General features: G+C 46.2%; 18 protein-coding genes and 2 pseudogenes. 13 read left to right on the forward strand and 7 right to left on the reverse strand.

What is annotated here, in order from left to right:
• Nucleotides 1–27 precede the first annotated feature (27 nt).
• The gene (gene rsmD, locus ACX5J7_RS09620) at nucleotides 28–699 is read left to right on the forward strand and encodes a 16S rRNA (guanine(966)-N(2))-methyltransferase RsmD (protein ID WP_498706980.1); all 672 of its coding nucleotides are present in this window, start codon (nucleotides 28–30) and stop codon (nucleotides 697–699) included.
• A gap of 88 nt (nucleotides 700–787) precedes the next feature.
• Here the strand turns inward: rsmD and ACX5J7_RS09625 are convergent, their stop codons facing one another.
• A complete protein-coding gene (locus ACX5J7_RS09625) occupies nucleotides 788–1366 on the reverse strand; it encodes a YjaG family protein (protein ID WP_024017107.1) in 579 nt (192 codons plus the stop codon).
• Nucleotides 1367–1969 carry a YhgN family NAAT transporter gene (locus ACX5J7_RS09630; protein ID WP_012519853.1) on the reverse strand — a complete coding sequence of 201 codons (603 nt, stop codon included), beginning with the start codon at nucleotides 1967–1969 and terminating at the stop codon, nucleotides 1367–1369.
• 456 nt (nucleotides 1970–2425) lie between these two features.
• Between ACX5J7_RS09630 and ACX5J7_RS09635 the strand changes: the two genes are divergently transcribed.
• Nucleotides 2426–2608, forward strand: a complete 183-nt coding sequence (locus tag ACX5J7_RS09635; RefSeq protein WP_012519852.1) for a hypothetical protein — start codon at nucleotides 2426–2428, stop codon at nucleotides 2606–2608.
• Nucleotides 2609–2737: 129 nt separating this feature from the next.
• On the opposite strand, the gene pepB is transcribed toward ACX5J7_RS09635, so the two are convergent.
• The gene (gene pepB, locus ACX5J7_RS09640; RefSeq protein ID WP_020744417.1) at nucleotides 2738–4021 is read right to left on the reverse strand and encodes an aminopeptidase PepB; all 1284 of its coding nucleotides are present in this window, start codon (nucleotides 4019–4021) and stop codon (nucleotides 2738–2740) included.
• Nucleotides 4022–4254: 233 nt separating this feature from the next.
• Between pepB and sfsA the strand changes: the two are divergent.
• From sfsA to panC, 7 genes and pseudogenes are all read left to right on the forward strand, one after another.
• Nucleotides 4255–4968: pseudogene (sfsA, locus tag ACX5J7_RS09645) on the forward strand (DNA/RNA nuclease SfsA); the annotation flags it as partial.
• A 220-nt stretch (nucleotides 4969–5188) separates the two neighbouring features.
• Nucleotides 5189–5637 (forward strand): annotated as a pseudogene (dksA, locus tag ACX5J7_RS09650) (RNA polymerase-binding protein DksA).
• Between the two features lie 75 nt (nucleotides 5638–5712).
• Nucleotides 5713–6696, forward strand: a complete 984-nt coding sequence (gluQRS, locus tag ACX5J7_RS09655) for a tRNA glutamyl-Q(34) synthetase GluQRS (protein WP_278382853.1) — start codon at nucleotides 5713–5715, stop codon at nucleotides 6694–6696.
• Nucleotides 6697–6794: 98 nt separating this feature from the next.
• Nucleotides 6795–8114, forward strand: coding sequence for a polynucleotide adenylyltransferase PcnB (gene pcnB / locus ACX5J7_RS09660; RefSeq protein ID WP_015068288.1), 1320 nt, complete (start codon nucleotides 6795–6797; stop codon nucleotides 8112–8114).
• Nucleotides 8107–8604, forward strand: coding sequence for a 2-amino-4-hydroxy-6-hydroxymethyldihydropteridine diphosphokinase (gene folK / locus ACX5J7_RS09665; RefSeq protein ID WP_012519846.1), 498 nt, complete (start codon nucleotides 8107–8109; stop codon nucleotides 8602–8604). The genes pcnB and folK overlap by 8 nt, the downstream gene beginning before the upstream one ends.
• Nucleotides 8605–8662: 58 nt before the next feature.
• The gene (panB, locus tag ACX5J7_RS09670) at nucleotides 8663–9457 is read left to right on the forward strand and encodes a 3-methyl-2-oxobutanoate hydroxymethyltransferase (protein WP_012519845.1); all 795 of its coding nucleotides are present in this window, start codon (nucleotides 8663–8665) and stop codon (nucleotides 9455–9457) included.
• A gap of 11 nt (nucleotides 9458–9468) precedes the next feature.
• Nucleotides 9469–10317 (forward strand): pantoate--beta-alanine ligase, encoded by an 849-nt coding sequence (panC, locus tag ACX5J7_RS09675; protein ID WP_015068289.1) that lies wholly within the window; start codon nucleotides 9469–9471, stop codon nucleotides 10315–10317.
• A 211-nt stretch (nucleotides 10318–10528) separates the two neighbouring features.
• Here panC and panP read toward each other — a convergent pair whose 3' ends face one another.
• Nucleotides 10529–12163 (reverse strand): pyridoxal-dependent aspartate 1-decarboxylase PanP, encoded by a 1635-nt coding sequence (panP, locus tag ACX5J7_RS09680; RefSeq protein WP_012519843.1) that lies wholly within the window; start codon nucleotides 12161–12163, stop codon nucleotides 10529–10531.
• Between the two features lie 548 nt (nucleotides 12164–12711).
• Between panP and ACX5J7_RS09685 the strand changes: the two genes are divergently transcribed.
• The gene (locus ACX5J7_RS09685) at nucleotides 12712–13443 is read left to right on the forward strand and encodes an EAL domain-containing protein (RefSeq protein ID WP_012519842.1); all 732 of its coding nucleotides are present in this window, start codon (nucleotides 12712–12714) and stop codon (nucleotides 13441–13443) included.
• 93 nt (nucleotides 13444–13536) lie between these two features.
• Here the strand turns inward: ACX5J7_RS09685 and trmB are convergent, their stop codons facing one another.
• Genes trmB through ACX5J7_RS09700 form a run of 3 tightly spaced genes read right to left on the reverse strand, consistent with a single transcriptional unit; the run spans nucleotide 13537 to nucleotide 15979 of the window.
• A complete protein-coding gene (gene trmB / locus ACX5J7_RS09690) occupies nucleotides 13537–14205 on the reverse strand; it encodes a tRNA (guanine(46)-N(7))-methyltransferase TrmB (protein WP_012519841.1) in 669 nt (222 codons plus the stop codon).
• Nucleotides 14205–15020, reverse strand: a complete 816-nt coding sequence (locus ACX5J7_RS09695) for an ABC transporter permease (protein ID WP_015068290.1) — start codon at nucleotides 15018–15020, stop codon at nucleotides 14205–14207. Before ACX5J7_RS09695 ends, trmB begins: the two co-directional genes overlap by 1 nt.
• A gap of 26 nt (nucleotides 15021–15046) precedes the next feature.
• The gene (locus tag ACX5J7_RS09700; protein ID WP_498706986.1) at nucleotides 15047–15979 is read right to left on the reverse strand and encodes an ABC transporter ATP-binding protein; all 933 of its coding nucleotides are present in this window, start codon (nucleotides 15977–15979) and stop codon (nucleotides 15047–15049) included.
• Between the two features lie 661 nt (nucleotides 15980–16640).
• On the opposite strand from ACX5J7_RS09700, the gene pdsR reads away from it, so the two are divergent.
• The 3 genes from pdsR (at nucleotide 16641) to ACX5J7_RS09715 (ending at nucleotide 22179) form a co-directional block, all read left to right on the forward strand.
• Nucleotides 16641–17330, forward strand: coding sequence for a proteobacterial dedicated sortase system response regulator (gene pdsR, locus ACX5J7_RS09705; RefSeq protein WP_015068291.1), 690 nt, complete (start codon nucleotides 16641–16643; stop codon nucleotides 17328–17330).
• A gap of 112 nt (nucleotides 17331–17442) precedes the next feature.
• Nucleotides 17443–19611 carry a proteobacterial dedicated sortase system histidine kinase gene (pdsS, locus tag ACX5J7_RS09710; protein WP_474377897.1) on the forward strand — a complete coding sequence of 723 codons (2169 nt, stop codon included), beginning with the start codon at nucleotides 17443–17445 and terminating at the stop codon, nucleotides 19609–19611.
• A gap of 261 nt (nucleotides 19612–19872) precedes the next feature.
• A complete protein-coding gene (locus tag ACX5J7_RS09715; RefSeq protein WP_024017111.1) occupies nucleotides 19873–22179 on the forward strand; it encodes a TonB-dependent receptor in 2307 nt (768 codons plus the stop codon).
• The last annotated feature ends 52 nt before the right edge of the window (nucleotides 22180–22231 follow it).

The following is a 22231-nucleotide window of genomic DNA, read 5'->3' on the forward strand; positions in this document are numbered from 1 at the left end:
TACACTTGCCGCCTATTGTATGAACGCATGATACCATTGTCAGCCACTATGAAGCGAGTTTCTCGCCCTACTCGGGCAACATCTTCTGCAAAAAAACGTCATTCTTCTAAAAATGCCAGAGCCCCCAGTGCAAATAGCAGCGGGCAAATCCGAATTATTGGTGGACAATGGCGAGGTAGAAAGCTACCTGTGCTTAATGCAGAAGGTTTAAGGCCCACAACCGACAGAAATAAAGAGACGCTGTTTAACTGGTTGATGCCGTACGTAAATAACGCCCGTTGCCTTGATGTTTTTGCTGGTTCTGGCGGTTTAGGCTTAGAGGCACTATCGCGCTATGCTTCACACTGCGACTTTATCGAACTCGATAAGCAGGCCGCTACTCAATTGAAAAGTAATCTCACCTTAGTTAATGCCAGTAATACCGCGGCAACAGGGGTGCATCAAGGTGATGCTTTGAATATATTAAAGGGTATCAGTGACGCGCCTTACGATATTATCTTTGTAGATCCGCCCTTCGCAAAAGGATTAGTCGCTCCCACGCTAGCAGCTATCGTCGATAACAACCTGGTACAAAGCGGCAGTGTTATTTACCTAGAGCACGAAAGCACTCTCGTTACCCCATTGCTGCCCGCCCACTGGAACATTATTAAAGATAAGCAAACCAGCGCGCTACGCTATATGCTTATAGAAGTGAATTAGGCCGCGACCGTTTATCTGTTACGCGGCGTAATTAAGGTGAAACTCAACGCTTTCTTGTAAAGGGTGGGGCTTGCCTACATCCCTCGAATTAAAGTTCTAGGCCGATATTAGAAATGCCCGCCTCAAGCGCCAGCGCTTTCATTTCATCTGCCGCTTTCGCTGGATACTTGGCTTGCTCTACGTAATCGAGCAATTCGTTTTGCACCTCGACTTCAAATTCCATGAGCGGGTGAACTTTAACGCTCTCGTCGTCGGCTTCTTCTGTGGCAAGTAAGTAGGCCTCTACACTACCCTGAGACAACTTACTAATTACGACGGCACCTTGAGGATCATCCCCCGCCATCAAGTTGAGTAACCCAGCTAACCCAATTGCAGCGTCGATGGCTGGATACACGCCATAGTTATCAAATTCACTGGTATCTGGTGTTGCCACCTCTACCTTCTCAAGCTGCACTGCGATATTGAATTTACTTTTAGGCGACTTCAGGGTCTCCCAAACTAGATTTAAGCAATTGCGCAGCGCACTTGCATCACCACTTTCGGTTAAGTCACAAAAAAGGGTGTAGTTAGGCAGCATTCGCTCAAGCAATGCAGCACCAAATGCAACGGCTTTCCAGCCTTCCAAGGCGCGTACTCGCCCAAATGTGTTTAGTTTTTGCTTTGCCATTTACAGTGCTCCAGTGGCATGCATGAAATATGAAGTAACGCCATCAAGCAGCATTTGAATAGCGATCATAACAAGGATCATACCCATTAATCGCTCCATAGCAACTAGACCTCGCTCCCCTAAAATTTTATGGAATACATTTGAAAATAAAAGGATAACAGCGCTTATCGACCACGAAGCGGCAAGCGCTATCGACCAATCAACCATTCTATCTGGTGCCTGATTCGCAAGCAGAATCAGCGCCGCTAATGTGGACGGCCCAGCAATCATAGGAATAGCAAGAGGTACCAGAAACGGCTCTTCACCTACCGCCAATCCGCTGGGGTTACCGGTTGAAGGAAATATCATTTTAAGCGCGATAAGAAACAAAATAATACCGCCTGCTATGCTGACGGTTTCCTGCTCAACGTTCAAAAAATTAAGCACAGATTGCCCGCTGAATAAAAATAGAAATAAGATACCTAGGGCAAACAGTAACTCGCGAATAAGAATAAATTGGCGTCGCTTTGGCTCAATCGATTTAAGCACCGACATGAATACAGGCAAGTTACCGAGCGGGTCCATGATCAAAAAGAGCATGATGGCAGCAGACCAGGTATCCATTTTTAACTATCTCCGGTGTAAGCGTTTGATTGCATAGGCCAACGAGTATAACCCAAGATTGGCTGTGATGGCGCGCAATGGTAAACCAAGCAGCCTAAGTTAAAAACATCTTTTCCTATCAATAGCCTCTTTTGCTTAACTTAATATTTAACGTTCTGCCTTTCCTTCATGCTTTACTTGTAAAAAAAGGCTCGAAAATTAACAAAAATGCGCTTAACTTGAACTTAGGGATATTATAAGCGACGAAATATGTTAAGTATTTTCATTTTAAACACAGCATTAGCATATTTACCCTAAAGGTGTAATTGAAGGTTTAGGCAAATTATCTGTTTCAGCATTTTACACCGTTTAGCTAATGTTCTATCGAATGGGCTTTTGATGTAATAGCGCTCATTAGCCCTTTTTTATAGGGCGTATAAACCAAAATAATAACAATCTAAATTAGGAAACTATGCAATGAGTTTGATGACAGTAAAAGAAGTGGCAGCATACCTTGGCGTGCAAGAGGTGCGTGTAGAGCGCCTTGAACGCGAGAGCTTGTTAGTATCTAAAGATAAGGATACTGATGGAAACCCACTTTTTGATAGTGGTGATGTAGAGCGCTACAAACAACTTGCAGAGCGCCTTGGTGGTATTTAAGTAGATGAGAAAAGCGCGAGTTTTTACCTGCCGCGCTTTTCAACCGTCACGTTTTTCGCCTTTAGTAGGTAAGCGTGCCATATCAATGTGCACGCTGCCCAAACTTAAGCGTTGAGTTTAAAAGTACGCTTAGGCGGTATAGTTATTAAGCATTCGCGCAATTGAACGAATACCCTTTGCCGTTGCGCCTACCGGCATTTCAGATGTTGCGCCGCCGTGATAGGCCGCCGCTAAATCTAGATGCACCCAGCCTTCTGGTTTTACAAAGCGTGACAAGAAACCAGCAGCGTTAGAAGCACCGCCGCCGCCGCCACCTTTCATGGGACGACTGTTCGCGGTGTCTGCGAATGCTGATGGACAGCGCTCTGCATGGAAGTCTTCAAGCGGAAGTGGCCAGAAACGCTCGTTTTCTTCTTTTGCCGCTTTTAGCATTTGCTCGCGGGCATTGTCATCTAGTGAGAATACACCGTGATAGTCAGAACCAAGCGCGACTACCGCAGCACCAGTTAGTGTGGCAGCATCAATAATTAATGGTGCGCCAGTTTCTGTCGCTGCCATCAGGCCATCTGCAAGTACCAAACGACCTTCAGCATCTGTGTTCACCACTTCTACCGTTACGCCATTTTTATAGGTAAGTACGTCACCTAATTTATAAGCGTGACCGCTAATGAGGTTTTCAGCACAACATAGAATTAGCTGAATACGCTTTTCACTGCCTTGGGTAATAGCTAGACCTAGCGCGCCGGTTACCGTCGCGGCCCCGCCCATATCGCACTTCATATCTAGCATACCTTCACTCGATTTAATGCTATAGCCGCCGCTATCAAAGGTAATGCCTTTACCAACAAGTACTGCATCTATCGGAGCTTCTGCATTACCTGTTGGGTTGTAGTCTAGAACAAGCATTGCAGGCGGACGCTCACTGCCACGACCCACGTTATAAATGCCAATCCAGCCTTGCTCTTTAAGCTCTTCGCCAACCGTCATCGAATATGAAACCTTGTCACCACCTAACGACTTAAGCCACTGGGCTGCACGTGTTGCTAAGGTGACCGGGCTTAAATCTTCAGGCGTATCGTTAACTAGCTGACGGGTGAAAAGTAGTGCTGCATATTCTTGCTCAAGTGCAGCTTTGTCTTGGGTTTCTGCCCAGTTAATTGATGCCGGCTTACGTGCGCGGGTAAAACTAAGTGCAAAGGCCCACTGCTGCTCTTTATGCCAGTCACCGCTTAATGACACGGCAGGCAAACCTAAGCCGTCTAGCTTTCGTGCCGCTTGTTGAATTAGACGCTCGTTTAGCTTGTCATCAGGTAAGTGAATTACAGCACCTGACTCGTTAAAAGAAAGTTTTGCACTTTCGCCCCATACAGCTTCTGCGCTGTTTTTCGAAAGGCTAACAGTAAATTCTGCCATTGGATTTTATTCCTTATACATCGTTGTGTTGCTGGAAAGCGCGTATTGCGCTTGCACAAATCTTTGTTATGCTTTGCCGCCATATTCTAGGTTTTTACCCCATTTGCCACCTTAACCTTACTGCACTTAGAAGTAAGTAAGGTATTAGCACTAAACGTCTTACCATCGAGGCATTGGCTTAGCAGCGATGGCATAAAACAAGGCCTAACATTCTCTAATTAAAAAGGCGACACAAGTTTTCACCTTCTTTACTACGCGGTACGCTTATAAAAAGGTACAAGCGTTTTTTTGCTGACGTCGAACTTGAAGACGGTACTATTGTTACCGCTCATTGCCCTAATACTGGTGCTATGAGTGGCTGCGCTGAGCCTGGCTATACGGTGTTTCTAAGCGAGTCGACTAACCCTAAACGAAAGCTTAAATACACATGGGAACTCGCGCAAACTTTTGACGGCCATTTCATCGGCATTAATACGCACAATGCTAATAAGTTGGTGGCGGAAGCACTCGATAACAAGGTACTGAAGGAATTTTCTGATATAACACGGTGGAAAGCAGAAGTAACACCACCGACAGCGAATAGTCGCTTCGACTTTGCGCTTGAGCGCGAAAATGCTCAACACCAAGGTATAATCGAGTATATGGAAGTTAAATCCGTCACCTTAGCGGAAAACTCGAAAGGCTTTTTTCCCGACGCGGTAACCCAGCGCGGCGCGAAACATTGTTTAGAGCTTGCTCGTCTTGCTGAAAGTGGTATAAAGACCAGCCTATTGTTTTGCGTTCAGCATACAGCAATAGAAAGTGTTCAAGTTGCTGAGTACATTGATCCAACTTACGCAGAAAGCGTAAAGAAAGCCGCTGACGCAGGCGTATCCTTACTTGCCGCAAGCTGCATAATAGACGAACAAAAAATCCTATTAAATCAAACACTCCCTTTAATTTTGTAAAAAATAGGTTGATTTTTTTCATTTCGCCTTCATATTTGCGCCTTGTTTTAGTGGGAGAACGCACTAATGCGTTTGCTGGTAGCCAGCTGGCTAAATGAAGAAAAGACACACCAGCATAATAATTACATAGACACGATTGATTGCCTGAAGTTGTCGAGTCTGATATAGATATCGGTCCAATCAGGACAAGATGGATGTCGTAGTGTAGGAGATGTGGCACATGCCAACAGGAAAAGAAACAAAATCCCTAGGACTATTAGCGCTGGCAGGTTTACAGCCATACGAGCCTAAAGCTGACGAGAATACATGGGCGAGCCCCAGTTAGAACACTTCCGTCTATTGCTTAAAGCTTGGCGCAACCAGCTTCGCGAAGAAGTTGATCGCACGGTAACGCACATGAAGGATGAAGCGGCAAACTTCCCTGACCCTGTAGACCGTGCAGCTCAAGAGGAAGAGTTTAGCCTTGAGTTACGTACACGAGACCGTGAACGTAAGCTAATAAAGAAAATTGAAAAAACGCTTAAGCGAATTGAAGAAGACGATTTCGGCTTTTGCGATTCGTGCGGTATCGAAATTGGTATTCGCCGCTTAGAAGCGCGTCCTACAGCTGACCTATGTATCGACTGTAAGACTATGGCTGAAATCAAAGAAAAGCAGCTCCAAGGTTAAGTTACTAACCCAGAGTATGTTAATTCAGAAAGCCTCATCCCACAAAGATGAGGCTTTTTATTAACTCCCTTTATTATGCATAACCGTTATGTAGGGCGTTTTGCTCCCTCACCTTCTGGCCAACTTCACTTCGGTTCATTGGTAACTGCCGTTGCCAGCTATCTCGACGCTAAAAGCCACAGCGGCAAATGGCTGGTTCGTATGGAAGACATTGACGAGCCCCGCTGTATAGCCGGCGTTGATAAAGACATACTTCGCACGCTCGAAGCCCACGGATTACTATGGGACGACGAGGTGCTTTATCAAAGTCAGCAGCACGCACGCTACCAAATTGTACTTGACGAGCTCATTGCGAAAGAGCGCGCTTACCACTGCACCTGTACGCGTAAGCAAATTAAGGCCATGGGCGGTGTTTACAATGGCCACTGTCGTAATAAACACGTGGGTAGTTCACTCCTCCCGTTAAACGGTGATAGTGCAGTACGTTTAAAACTTGATGTGCCCCTTGACGCTTTCATCGATGTAATTATGGGTGAGGTTAAGCCCCACGCCGGGCTTTCACTTAACCACCAGCAAACTAACGCTTCTGAGGGCGGGCCTTTCGCTGATGCATTACATGCTGAGGATGTGGTGCTAAAGCGTAGAGATGGCTTATTTTCTTATAACCTTGTTGTTGTTCTTGACGATGTGTTTCAGCAAGTGAACCACGTTATCAGAGGATGTGATTTGATTGATGTTACCCCCTTACAACGGGCGGTGTATCAATCACTTGGTTTTACTTCGCCTGAGTATGGGCACATCCCAGTCGCTGCTGTAGCGCCTGGCAGAAAATTAAGCAAACAAAATCGGGCAGCCCCGGTCAACAACAGCATACCTATCGATAATATCGTGCGCGTAATGCACTTTTTGGGCTTTTCCTTTCCTGATGCAGCAACGTTTAATAACGTTGAGTCCGTGTTAAATGAGGCAATTTCCATGTGGAGTAGGAAAAAAGTAGTGAAAACAGCCGAAATTATTGTTCCACAGCATGAATCAACTTATTATAACGAACCTTTATAGTCTGCGGAGATACCATCATCATTCATCGTGTTTTTAAATCTGTTAAGCGCGCTTTTTCAAAAGAGAGTTCGTCACCTAACGCTTTAAAGCCAAGGACAATGACCCGTGGAGAGCACGGTATATCTCGTGAAGACATAAGTGCAAATGCATTGAAAGTAATGTATCGCCTTAATGGAGCAGGCTTCGAATCGTATTTGGTTGGAGGCTGTGTGCGCGATATTTTGATGGGGCACGAGCCCAAAGACTTCGACGTGGCAACCAACGCAACGCCAGAGCAAATTAAAGGCCTGTTTAAAAACTGTCGCCTTATTGGAAGACGCTTTCGCTTGGCACATATCGTGTTTGGTCGAGAAATCATTGAAGTGGCCACATTTCGCGGGCACCATCAAGAGTCAGATGAAGACGAAAATGTACCTAAAGCGAAAGTCGTAGCGAAACGGGACTCTCACGGGCAGCTCGTAAGGGATAACGTATTTGGCTCGATAGAAGAAGATGCAGAACGCCGCGACTTTACCTTCAATGCCATGTACTACAGCGTGGCAGATTTTACAGTAACAGACTTTGCAAACGGCTTAGCCGCTATAGAAAAGCGTGAAGTTGAGCTTATTGGCGATCCTGAAACCCGCTACCGCGAAGACCCGGTACGTATGTTAAGGGCTGTACGCTTCGCCGTTAAGCTGGGTATGCGTATTGAAGAAAAAACCGCAGAACCCATCAAGCCTCTGGCTAACCTACTGCAAAACATTCCTCCCGCTCGCCTTTTCGAGGAAACGCTAAAGCTGTTTTTATCTGGCAAAGGGGAAGAAACCTTTTTGATGCTGCACGAGTACGGACTAATTGAGCCCCTATTCCCACAGTTGGCGCCATTCTTAAAAGACGAAAATAGCCGAGAAATGCAGTTTGTTCGCCGCGTGCTAGCTAATACCGATGAGCGTATTAATAGTAATCAGCGTGTTACGCCGGCATTTTTATACGCCGCTTTACTGTGGTATCCGGTTGAAGAACAGTCGCAACGTTTACAAAGCGAATCTGGCTTAAATGCCCATGATGCATTCAATATTGCGTCGGGCGAGGTTATTTCCCGTCAAACACAGCGTATTATGATCCCTAAGCGCTTCTCCACCGTGGTGCGAGATATCTGGATTTTACAACAGCGTTTACCAAAACGTTTTGGACGCCGCGCTTTCCAACTGCTAACACATCCTAAATTTAGAGCTGGCTATGACTTTTTACTAGTAAGAGGCCAGGTAGAAGGTGGCGACTTACTAGAGCTAGCGCAGTGGTGGACGCACTTCCAACACGCTGATAACGGCAAACAGAAGGGCATGTTAAACGCCCTTCGCAAAAGCGAAGGTGGCGGCAAAGGCGGCCCTCGCAAACGCAAGCGTAAACCCGCTAAGCGAGGCCCCGATGCATAAAGAACACGTATATATTGGTGTAGGCAGTAACCTTGGCGATAGTGAAGGTAAAGCCCAAAAAGCATTCGACGCAATGGGCAAATTAGAAGATACCCGCGTTTTAAAGACCTCGTCACTTTACTCTAGTAAACCCATGGGCCCACAGGATCAGCCAGACTACATCAATGCAGTATGCTTGATAGAAACTGCATTGAAGCCTCATGGGCTGCTAAAGCAGCTTCAGCGCATAGAGCTTGAAGAGGGCCGTGAGCGCAAAGGCGAACGCTGGGGCCCTCGGACCCTCGATTTGGATATTTTGCTATATGGCAGTGAAAATATTGATACTGCCGACCTAATCATTCCGCACTATGGAATGGCTGAGCGAGAATTCGTCATGGTGCCGCTGTTTGAAATTGCGCCCAATATGGTGATGCACGACGGCAAGCCGATTTCTGCTTGGGTAGCAAACTGCTCCCTAGATGGACTTCGACGCCTACGCTCTTCCAATTAGCCGCAAAATCCGTATAGTTCGCCACACGATATCAACCAATATCAATCTGAGACATGTCATGAAGAAAGTAACAGTTTCGGGTTTGCTTAAGAAAAAGCAGGCCGGAGAAAAGATCACGTCGTTAACCGCTTATGACGCTAGCTTCGCCAAAATGTTCGATGAACAAGGCGTTGACGCGCTTCTTATAGGTGACTCTTTAGGCATGGTTCTTCAAGGTGAAGACGACACCCTCCCCGTCACTATCGATGATATTGCGTATCACACTAAAAGTGTACGTCGCGGTACGGAGCGCGCGTTCGTCTTAGCCGATATGCCATTTATGTCTTATGCCACGCCAGAGCAAACCTATGCAAACGCTGCCAAGTTAATGGCAGCAGGTGCAAGTATGGTAAAGATGGAAGGCGGTAGTTGGTTGTGCGACACCATTAAAGGGCTGAACCTGCGCGGTGTACCTGTTTGTGGCCATTTGGGTTTAACACCGCAATCGGTGCATGTATTTGGCGGGTTTAAAGTCCAAGGTCGTGAAGCAAGCCAAGCAGAAAAGTTATTAAGCGAAGCAAAAGCTCTTGAAGAAGCGGGTATTCAGTTATTAGTCCTTGAATGCGTACCTTCTTCACTAGGCAAAGCTGTTAGCGAAGCACTGACCATTCCTGTCATTGGCATAGGTGCAGGTAAAGATACCGATGGCCAAATTTTAGTGATGCATGACATGTTTGGTATTAGCGCGAATTACATGCCTAAGTTCTCTAAGAACTACCTTGTCGAAACAGGCGATATGCGTAAAGCCGTGTCTAAATACATTGAAGACGTACAAAGCGGTGCGTTTCCATCACCAGAACACAGCTTTCAGTAACGAGGTTAGATATGAAGGTGGTTGATAGTATTTCCACATTGCGCCATACCGTTAATGCGTGGCGTCGCAATGGCGAGAGTGTAGGGTTTGTCCCCACAATGGGCAACCTGCACGATGGCCACCTTAAGCTTGTTAAAAAAGCTAAGGCGCACAACGACAACGTTGTGGTAAGCATTTTTGTTAATCCAATGCAGTTTGGGGCAAACGAAGACTTAGACGCTTACCCCCGCACCATTGAAGAAGATAAAGCCAAGCTTATTTCAGTAGGTGCAGACGCCGTATTTTTACCGAGTGTAGCTGAAATGTACCCTGCGGGCCTCGATGCCCAAACCTTCGTTGAAGTACCGGGCATTTCAGATTCTCACTGTGGCGCAAGTCGCCCTGGTCACTTTCGCGGCGTCGCTACCGTGGTGACTAAATTGTTTAATATGGTGCAGCCAGACGACGCATTCTTTGGCGAAAAAGACTTTCAACAGCTGCAGGTTATCCGTGCATTGGCCCGCGATTTGTCTATGGCGGTTACCATTCACGGTGTACCCACAGAACGCGAAGCCTCGGGGCTGGCCATGAGCTCTAGAAATGGCTATTTGTCAGAGGAAGAAAAGGCCACCGCGAGTGCTATTTATGAAGAGATGCAGCGCATTAAAGCAGGTATCGAGGGTGGCAATATTAACTTTTCAGAACTTGAAGGCGCGATGGTTGCCAACCTTGAAGCCAAGGGATTTAAAAAAGATTATTGTCAGGTAGTCAACGCAAGCACGTTTAAAGCAGCCACCGCAAACGACAAGGAACTCGTTCTGTTAGTTGCCATGTTCATGGGAAAAACACGCCTTATTGATAACCTTCAGATTACTCGATAGGGCCTTCTATTACAGCCCCCCCCCAAAGCGGCATGTTAGCTTCCATCACGGGTAAGCGTTCCCAAATACCGCTTAATGACAAAATGGAAATAATAAAAAACGCCCGAGACAGCAGTCTCGGGCGTTTTTTATTTGATTTAAATTGGTTGCCTAACGAACCAGCATCCGTCTAATCGAGCAAATACTCCGGCCCCTGTTCTGCTTAAAATAGCTAGGACGCCACCTTTTCAGAATCGCGCACGAAGTTCATCAACTCTGCCCACGCCTGTGTTTCTTTCGCAATAAGATGCTGTTCAGCCAAAATAGCCGCTAAATCGTTATGGCTGGTCAACGGGTTCGCTAACACAACACGAAATACCGTAATACATTGGGAAGGGTAATCAGGCGCTTCTAAGCGCGTACGTGACACAAACGACTTACCCGCTTCACGCTGCTGCTTTTGAACAGCCACAACAAGGGCGTCCACTTTCTCATTAATCGCATTGCGCATGTTGGCATCGGCGTGTTTAAGCTTTTCTTGCACTTCTTCAGGGCACACTCGATAAGTCAGTAGTGATAATGTCGGGGTGGTGGTTAATTCAAAGTCACCCGCTTTGTCTATCATGTGCGAGAAGTCTTTCGCTTTATCAATACTGCGGTCGATAAGTAGCTCGTACCCCTTCCGCCCGAAAATATGCAGGGCAGAATAGACCATCATCGCCATACCGTTACGAGAGCCTTCTAACGTGGTGGCCCCCAAATCTTTCGAGCCGGCACGCAAAATATACTGTGCGTGATGCCTTACTGCATTGGCATTTTGAGGGTCTTTAAATAGGGCCATGCCTGCCCCCATTGGCACATACATTTGCTTGTGAGCATCTATCGTTACCGAATCAGCGCGCTCAATGCCTTTTAACCTATCGCGATAGCGTGAAGAAAACAGTGTTGCTCCCCCCCACGCGGCATCCACATGGAACCAGCAGCCTAACTCGTTAGCAACATCTGCTAACTCGTCAAGAGGGTCTACGTGCCCGGTTTCGGTGGTACCGCCCACACCCACTATAGCAAGGAGTTTGTTGCCCTCTTCCTGATAACGCTTACCGATACGAAGGGCTTTTGCCGGATCAAGGGTTTGTCGCGGCGCCGGGATTGTCAGTAGCTGATCACGACCTAAACCTAGTACATCAACGGCTTTAGACAGAGAGTAGTGACCACGCTTAGAGCACATCACGCCTAAGTTGTTTATATCGAGATGTCGGTATGCCGCTGCCAGACCCGCTTTCGCGACACCACAGAAACCGTCTTGTGGGCCAAGCAGCTTGTTGCGCGCTACCCATAGTGCAGTGATGTTCGCGATGGTTCCGCCTGAGCAAAATGCGCCTAATGAGTGCGCCGCGCTGTGTAAATGATTATCGTAAAAGCGTTGCGGTTGGTCGTACACTAAGTTGTGCATCATACCTAGCACTTGACGCTCTAAAGGCGTGAACGCTTTCGATGTTTCAATTTTCACCAAGTTCTGATTAAGGCCCACCATTAACTTAGATAACGGCAGATGAAAATAAGGTAGCGCAGAGGTCATATGACCAATAAAAGTCGGTGAATAGGTATTTACAGAATGCGCAACCAGCTTATCAAGTAAGCTTTCAGCATGCGTAGACACAAACTCTGGCGACTCAGGTACTTTCGAGTCTGAGAAGTCTTTTTCAATTTCTTCTAACGATGTCTTCTTTGTCACCACGTGCTGCGACAAAAAATCTAAGATATTGTCAGATAAATGCTGCTCAATTTGAGCCAGCTTTGAGTCTTTGTGTTCAGGTTTGGTAAAGACCCTAAACAGGTGCTCTAAACTAACTTGCGCTTCACCCACTCAACACACCTCATACTTAAAACATTCACACCTTTCGCACTACGTTTAGTAGGCGAAATAAACAGGCGGTTTTGTAGGACACCGGCCTGACACTTACTTTTCCTTTCAGCCATCTAGCGTGCACTTATCAGTGCAGCTATTTACTAGCTTATCCGAAAGAGTTACCGGTTAAGCTGGAGTATATTGGCGCGGTCCATTCGTTGCCAAACCTGAAAACTTATCACAACACTTTCAGGGTGTCGCACTTTACATCAGATTGTCTAACTCGCCAAGAGGCAGCGCTAAGCAATTCGTTGCACAAAACCAGCAATGCAGACTGATTAGTCAGCTTTAATATACAAACCGGCTAACCGTGGAACTCGGTTTACCGATAACAAGCGACCAGAGTGACACACATTACTACTTTAAAATTAGCGCCGCAAAGTTTCACACTCTCTACTATATTTAATTTGTGAATAGTGTTGATGTTGAACGTGCTATACAAATCGAGCGGTATAGGCAGTTAACCCAGCAGTTTATTTACTACGACAATGCAAGGAGGTCGGTTTATGCCCATACGCGAAATATCCGAGGATTTCTCCATTGAAGATATCGTGCCTTATTTTCAGCCTATCGTTGATTTAAACAGTCAAGGAGTGTGGCGTTATGAATGTCTAGCGCGCCTCATTACCCAAGGCGATAAGACGTTTCTTCCCAGCGAGTTTTTATATCTTATTGAGCGTGAGCAGCATGTAAATTCACTGGCTGCAAACATGTTTGTACAGTGCGCGAGCTATTTTCACGACGTAAATATTCCATGGAACATCAACATTACCGCGAAAGATTTAGAGAACAAGGAATTAACCCATACCCTTATTACACATTTAGCAAGCTACCCAACGCCTGAGCGAGTTAGCATAGAAGTGAGCGCATCAACGGCCCTTTCTAACCCCAAAAGTTTAACTACGTTTATAGAAAAAAGCGCGCATGCTGGGCTAGGTGTGTTCGTAGATAATGTGGGGTCGTGCCCGGGAAACATACGTGCGCTAATGAATTTGCCGATAAGGGGAATAAAATTAGCTGGCGGATTAATAAAACATTACGACCAGCAAGAAGCCGTGCGAGAGTATGTGGATTATTTACTGTCGCTGTGTGAACGCCACGGCGTGAGTACTATTGCCGAGCACGTTGAAGACGAGGCTCACTTAGAAAGTGTGAAGCGCTTACCTATTCGCTATGCTCAAGGCTATGTGTTTAGCCCACCACTGGCAAATGTACGAAGCGCTAAAGCCCGTCATTAGACTCGGAGGGTGCGAGCGTTTTCTGTTATTCGCTAATAGACGGCAGATGCCTTGGCATCTGCCTAGTGCATAAAAAAGCGTTTTTGACGTATATCAGCTTTCTTCACTTCGACAATGTAGTTGCCAACATGCTTGCCCACTGCCTCGATATTTTCTTTCAAAGGGGGTCATGTGAACGCTGCCTGTAACCTCAGTTAAATCTGAGATTAACCCGTAGTGCTTTGCGGCCTGCGCAAACTCCATTAAGTAAACCAGCCAGTTGCTGCGCACTTCCACATTGGGCGTTATCGCCATTAAATCGACCATTGCCGCACTGGCATGCCAACGCTTTTGTACCTGAGTTTTCTTTGGATACGGATTGGGGTAAAGCAAGAAGTGCTGGGTAACATTCCAATTCGATTGCTTAACTAAACGCCACAGGTCGTTCACATCAGCGCGGATCACTTTGTAGTTATCCTGCGCTGCGCTGTAGTGTTCATGTTTATCAACGCGAAGCGCTGATTTATCCACACCAATCACGCGGGCATCGGGGTTTGCCCGCGCTATATGGGCCGTGCTTTCACCCACGCCGCAGCAAGAGTCCAAAATCACCTCACCGTCAAAGCCGTCAAGCCACCTACTCACCTCGTCAAACGCCGCTTGGGTATGAGCACTGATAGGCCGCTTATTTTCGCTAACCTGATACTTTTTCACCAAGTCGTCCAGCTTGTCGTGAACGCCTACCTGCGAGGTAGTGATTTCTCTTGAGTTGCCGCTAGCCATTAACTGCGAATACCTTTTCCAGTTTTAAGTAAGTAGTAAGCTACGCTAAATAGCAGCGCATTAAAGCCCACCAGCAAGCTTAAAGACAGGGTGATATCCACGTCGGATACACCCAAAAAGCCATAGCGGAAGCCATTCACCATATACACAACAGGGTTCGCTTTACTTACCCACTGCCAAAATTCGGGTAACAAAGTAAGAGAATAAAATACCCCGCCTAAATAAGTTAACGGTGTTAAAACAAACGTAGGCACAACGCTAATATCATCGAAGGTTTTCGCAAACACGGCGTTAATTAAACCTGCTGTAGCGAACAAGGTAGAGGTAAGCAATAAGGTTATCGCAATAATGCCAAGATGGTGAATTTGCACGTCGACAAAGAAAAGCGATACCAAGGTCACAATAATGCCAATGAGTATAGCCCGAGCGACACCGCCACCGACGTACCCTAAAATAATGACCGATGTTGGCACCGGAGAGACTAATAGCTCCTCAATATTGCGCTGAAACTTAGCGCTAAAAAACGATGAAGACACGTTCGCATATGAGTTTGTGATAACAGACATCATTATCAGCCCAGGAACAATAAACTCCATGTAGGTAAAGCCGCCCATTTCGCCTATACGGTTACCAATAAGGCTTCCAAATATGACGAAGTACAAGCTCATCGTAATGGCCGGCGGTACAAGGGTTTGTACCCATATGCGCAAAAAGCGCGTGCATTCTTTTATCCAGATAGTGGTTAGGGCCACGTAGTTTTGCTTAAACCACCCTACGTTTTGTTCTGTATTCATTTGTGTACTTTCAGTTTTCATTAATTCTCACCTTTCCCGTTTTTCGCTTAGCCGGCTTGCTTTGCCGATTCAACTAAACGTACAAACAACTCTTCAAGGCGATTTGATTTGTTGCGCATGCTCATAACCTGAACGCCTTTTTCACTTAACTGGGTGAACACTGGGTTTAGGCCTTCGGTTTTCTCTACGTCTACTTCAAGGGTGTGGTCGTCAATAAGCCGGTGTTCAAAACCGGCCAGTAAGCCACTGGCCTTTGCGGCGGTTTCAGGTATTTTGATGTCCAGCACAAAGGTTTCTACGTTCAGCTTCGAAAGCAGCGCTTTCATACTGGTATTTTCTACGATGGTGCCTTTGTTAATAATAGCGATGTTACGGCACAGCATTTCTGCTTCTTCAAGGTAGTGGGTAGTGAGGATAATAGTGATGCCTTGACGATTGATCTCTTCTAAAAAGCCCCACATAGAGCGACGAATTTCAATATCAACACCCGCGGTTGGCTCGTCGAGAATAAGCAATTTAGGTTCATGCATAAGAGCGCGAGCTATCATTAGCCTGCGCTTCATACCGCCAGATAATTCGCGAGCCCGTGCATCGCGCTTTTCCCATAAGTCTAGTTGGGCCAAGTATTTTTTAGCGCGTTCCTTGGCTACGCTACGCGGAACGCCATAATAGCCCGCTTGGTTGAGCACAATTTGCAGTACGGTTTCAAACTGATTGAAGTTGAACTCTTGCGGCACTAACCCTATACAGGCTTTAGCTTGTTCTTTCTGCGCTGTGAGGTCGTAACCAAACACAGAAACGCTTCCGTTTGTTTGGTTAACCAATGAACTGATGATACCAATAGTGGTAGATTTACCCGCCCCATTCGGACCAAGTAGTGCGAAGAAGTCTCCTTCTTGCACGGTGAGATCTACGCCTTTTAGCGCTTGCACACCGCCTTTATAGGTTTTCGTTAACCCCTGAATATCCAACGCTTTCATGATTTACCTGTATTGAGAGTGTGACATCTAACCCGCGTAGGTAAGATTTGGTTATCTTAATTGACAAAGTGTAACCTAGTTCATGCTATTAAATGAATACACTCGCGCTTAGTGGTTGCTTTAAACGGTTTAAGGAGTAGTAAATGATAGCAAAAGCGCCAATTTCAACCTTAGCTGTAGATACAGGGTTAAAAGCGAAGCAACACTTTTTTTAAAGGTGAGGCTTAAACAAAAACGCGCTGTGTACCGTTGGGGTAGCACACAGCGCAAAGGGTAGTTTTTTAGCGTAGAAGTTCAGCCTTACTGCTTCTACGGTAGAATCAGTTAGCTTATTGACTACAGGGCTTTACGGCCATGATGTCTAACGAGCTAACCTTCATCAGACACGAGATATTTAACCCCACATTCATGGCATAAAAAGCCGTCAATTATGGAAATGTTATGATGCTTTTTAAAGGCCGCTAATCTGTGGCGGGGTCTAGCCTAGCACGCCGTACAGCCTACAACGCTTAGGGGGAGACTGGGGTGAAGGCGTCTAAATACGTATCTCAAATATGGCATAAATGAGGCGGGCTTATGGATTTTATGTCGAACTTAAGCAAACCGCCGTTTTCACAGGTATAGTGTGCGCTCTATAACACTTTAAATTGCGGATTAATGTATGCCAAAGACAATCGCATTAGTAGAAGATGACGCAGCCATTCGAGAAAACTACATTATGGCGCTAAAAGCGCAGGGCTATAGCGTTAAAGCATATGAAGATAGGCCATCTGCTGCTGAGGCGTTTAACCATACGCTGCCTGATTTGGCCATTATAGATATTGGCTTAAAAGATGAAATAGAAGGTGGTTTCATGCTGTGTCAGCAGCTTAGAGGGCTATCGCAAACGCTGCCTATTATCTTTTTTACCGCCCGAGATAACGATGTGGATACTATAAGTGGCCTTAGAATGGGTGCAGACGACTACCTGACTAAAGACATTAGTATGGCCCACTTATTGGCGCGTATCGCTGCGTTATTTAGAAGAACAGACTTACTTGCTGCCCCCTCTGAGCAAAAAGATGAGCTTAAAGTAGGCGATTTGAAAGTGGATGTGTCGCGAATGACCGTAAGTTGGCAGAACCAAGCGGTTTTGCTTACTGTTACCGAATTTTGGATGTTGCACGCCCTTATTAAGCGACCGGGGCATGTAAAAAGCCGCCAACAGTTAATGGACGAGTCTCGCATGGTGGTAGACGACACCACCATTACTTCCCATATAAAGCGTATGCGTAAAAAGTTTGTGCAGTTAGACCCTAACTTTGATCACATCGATACGGTGTACGGCATGGGTTATCGCTGGCAGCTTTAAGGGGCTAGTGGCACAGCGTAATACAAAATAACGGTATCTAGGGGGCAATATGATAGGGCGAGTAAACGAGTTTGTGTACCAGGGCTAAATAACAAGGCAGTGTATTAAAATCATGGGATTTCGCTTTTCTATTCGCCTTCAGCTTATGGTGCTGTCGCTGTTTTTGTTCACCATCCCCTACCTGGGTTACAACTACGTGTGGGAGCTTGAGCAGTACCTGCGTAACGGCCAAGAACAAACCATGATTGGCACCGCCCGCGCTGTTGCCACCGCACTTCATGAACGTCCTGCGCTTTTTGATAGCCAATCGGCATACCTTCAAGACGTACGCCCCGGCACTGATCTTTACGCCCCGCCTATTCCGTCGCCCATTCGCCTTGATGGCGAACTCAACGACTGGCAGCAAGTCAGTGAGTTAATAAGTGAATATGATGGTGATGAGGTTATCGAGTATTACAACGGGTACGACGGCAAGCCGACCAGCTTGTCTTTTACACACATGGTAGGCCGCTATGGGCAGTTTCTTTATGCCATGTTTGAAGTTAGCGATGACACTCTGTTATGGCGTCAGCCCAATAGTTTAAGCGTCGAAACCGGCGACCACCTGCTGATTGGCATGGAAACGCCACAAGGTGAATTGGCAAGATATGTTGTTGCGCCGTATGAAAGCGGTTGGGTTAACGCCTATAAGTTAGCGAAAAACACTACAACGACGCGAGCGGTAGAGAACGCGCTATCGATACAAGGCCGCTGGCAAGAAACCGCGACAGGTTACAACATTGAGCTACGCTTTCCGCTGTCGATGACCACTGGCGGTTTAGCTTTTACCCTCGTCGATGTAGATAATAGTACGAACCGGCTTAAGCAGTACGCGTTAGGTAGCGCTAACACTAAGGTGCTTAGTGAGCTTGGCACGGTTATCACCCCCTCCCCCGAAATAGAGCGCATACTGGCTGGGCTAAAATATGCCGACTCTCGCGTATGGGTGGTAGATAAACACAAGCGAGTACTCGCCCGCGCTGGCGATATTCAATCAGCAACGGGTATTGAAGTGGATAAAAAAGAATCACCGTCTAACCCCGTTTGGCACTGGGTTGAAAGTAAGTGGTTACTTCCTCTTTATTACCAAATTCTTACACGCCCACCGGCTGACTTTATTGACGAGCTTGACGACGCATACGCCCTTGTAGGGCAAGACTTAGGCACCGTACTGAACGGTCAGCCCGAGTCATTATGGCGCTTGTCACCTGATAACAAAGCCATAGTACTTTCCGCCGCCTACCCTATTTTTATTGAAGGTAACGTAATGGGCGCGGTTATCGTTGAGCAAACGACAAACGGCATACGCACGTTAAGAAACCGTGCATTAGAACAGTTATTTCACGTGATATTAGCGGTGATGAGTATAGGTACCTTAGGCCTGCTGCTGTTTGCTACGCGCATTTCCAATCGCATTCGCTCGCTGAGAGATGATACTGAAGCCGTTATTGACGATAACGGAAAAATTATTGGCACCTTGCCGGCATCTAATCAGCGAGATGAAATTGGCGACCTATCCCGCTCTTTCGCCGATGTTCTTTCACGCTTGCAGCAATATAACTCCTATTTGGAAAATATGGCGTCACGTTTATCTCACGAGCTAAGAACGCCTATTGCAGTGGTAAAATCGTCACTAGATATGCTTTCTCATGTTAACGACACGTCGCAACAAGCGGTATTCGTAGAGCGCGCTCAGTCTGGTGTGAATCGCTTAAGCACTATCTTAAACAGCATGAGTGAAGCGACCCGCCTTGAACAAGCCATTGCTCAAGAAGATATGGCCCAGTTTAATATTGTTGAAGTAATACAGGGGTGCGTTGAAGGTTATAAACACGCTTATGCGCAAAGGATTTGGCGCTTTTCAACGTCAGATAATACGCTACCCGTTTATGGCTCTGCTGAGTTAGTGGCTCAACTCTTTGATAAGGTTATTTCAAACGCGGTAGATTTCAGCCAAGACAACGACGAAATTGTGATTTCTCTTGAAAAAAAAGACAAGCAGGTGTTTTTGAGCGTAAGCAACCCTGGTCCGTTATTGCCACAAGGTATGAAAAGCCAGCTAACCCAGTCTATGGTATCGGTTAGAAAAGAAAACGAGATGCAAAATACCACTCACTCCCCCCATTTAGGTCTCGGCCTGTACATCGCTAATATGATTGCAAATTTTCATAAGGGCCAGCTTTTACTGAACGACAAGACAGATGGCACTGGGGTTATTGTCACTATTACTTTCCCATTATGATCATTGATGCTTGGCACGAGACCAACCATAGTGACTTGCAAATAGCATCCCTTTTGTTAGTTAGCCCCCTTATTAAAGCCTTTAAAAAAATTGGAAAATCAGCAACTTGTGTTATAGCACCCGAGTCTACTAACCCTTCAGTTTAGCAATATTAAAATCTCCTTTTAAAATTCAATAATGAGAATGTTTATCATTTATATTTACATTAGCCGTCTGATTACATAAACTTCGTCGTCCTTACACACACTCAAGGGAAACAGAATGAAAAACACTAAATTAACGATGGGTGCACAAACCATCGCCGCGGCGCTGGCATTTGGCGGCGGTGCAGTTATGGCACAGGAAAATGTAGAGAAGTGCGAAGATGCGACATCTGCTGAATGTAAAGCAGCATCTGATGAAGCCATAGAGCTCATTCGCATTCATGGCGTTCAGCAATCTATCTACCGCTACAACAAGTCTGGCGATCCTCGACGCTTAGCGGACTTAGTCGATACACCACAAACCATTAGTGTTCTTACTCAAGACCAAATTCAAGAAAGCGGAAGAACCGACCTTAAAGACATTTTACAAGCGCAAGCTGGTGTAACGTTAGGTACTGGTGAGAATGGTAATGCTTTTGGTGACCGCTACATCATTCGTGGCCACGAAGCGCGCAGTGACGTATTTGTTGATGGTCTGCGCGACCCGGGTATGACAACACGTGAAAGTTTCGCAACCGAGCGTGTTGAAATTACTAAAGGCCCGAGCTCTACTTTCGCAGGCCGTGGCTCTTCAGGTGGTGCGGTTAACTCTATCACCAAAAAGGCGTCTACCGCTTATAACTTCGGCCGTGTTGATGCCGCAGTTGGTACCGATGAGCACACGCGTTTAACCGTTGATTTAAACAAAACGCTTAGTGAAACCAGCGCAGTGCGATTAAATGGCCTTTATTCTTCTGAAGATAAGCCAGGACGTGAAGGCATTGAGCGTGACCGTGAAGGTGTGCAGCTTTCTTATGTGAATCAGCCTACTGACCGCTTGTCGTTCACTGGCGACTTGTATTACCTCAATGCAGAAGACATTCCTGACCTAGGTAGCTATTACGATCGTGATGCAGGCTACCCGCTTGAAGATATACCTGTGTATGCACAAGACGAGGACTTCCAGAACTCGGAAGTGACCACATTCACCTTGCGTACTGAGTATGACATTAGCGATAACGTGCGTTTTTATAACGCAACCCGTGTAGGTAAAACGGAAAACGAATATATTACGACAGGTATGCGCGGCACGAACCGTGACGCAACAGACCCTACTGCACCAGGGGCGTATACGCTTTCATTGAGCAACCACCAAGGTTGGCAGGAAGTTGACTATGTAACTACACAGTTTAACCTTTTTTGGGATACGGCTTTCGCAGGCGTTGACCACCGCTTTGTATTCGGTTTTGAATATACCGATGAGTCGGTAGACAACGGCGTGTTCAATATGGATTACACCAATCCATCAAACTGTTTAACCAGCGGCCGCCGCGGTGTATCTGAAAGCTATTGCTTGTTAGATGGCAGTGGCAACGAAGTTGAAAACATCAGTGGATTAATGGGCAAAGCCTTCACACGTGGTGATGCAGATGCGCTGTTTGATATTGAAACCTACTCACTCTATGTTATGGACACCTTTGAACTTACCGATGACCTTAACGTTTTCGCCGGTCTTCGTGTAGATAGCTACGATTACACCAATGCAACGTCAGGACGCAGTGGTGATCAGCTTTATGCTTTCGAGGATGAACTGTACAACGGTCATTTAGGCTTAGTTTACGACGTAACTGAAAACGGCAATATCTACGCCTCGTATAGCACGGCAACCAACATAAACGGCGGTGAGTCAGATCTTGGTGCAAACTGTGGTTATGGCGGTATTTGTGGTACACCAGAACAAGCATCTCAAGCAGACCCAGAACAAGTAGAAAACATTGAGTTAGGTACCAAATGGTCACTGTTCGATGAAAAGCTAGTCGCCAATGCAGCACTTTTCCGTATCACCAAAAGTGATGTACATGAAAGTGTAGGTGATGCCTACTCAACGCTTGGCACATTGAATACCGGTGAAAACCGCGTAGAAGGTATTGAGTTTGGTTTAAGCGGTGACATTACCGATAAGCTTAGCATTCAGGCGTCTGCTGCGTTCATGGACTCAGAAGTGCTTAAATCATACAGTGAAGATAACCTTGGCTTAGCACTAAGTAACTTTGCTGATGAGAGTTTCTATATTCAAATGCGTTATCAGCCTAACGAGAAATTTGCCTTTGGTGGTGACTACAGCTATCAGTCAGAAATGTACGGCGGTCAACCAGATACTGCAGCTGGCTATAGCGCTGAAACCGGAGAGTACTCTATCGTAGTTCCTGATTATCAAGTGGTTAATCTATTCGCCAACTACTATCACTCAGAGTCACTAACTTTCCGTGTTAACATTGGAAACTTGTTTGACGAAGAATACTGGACGGCAGCCTACCGTTCTGGCGCCTTCATGTATATCGGTGATGGTCGCAACATTACAGGTACCGTTAGCTACGAATTTTAATGCTAGCATGACCTAGGCAGGCAACTGCCTAGGTCTTTTTATATTAAAAACA

This window comes from Alteromonas infernus (assembly GCF_902705815.1).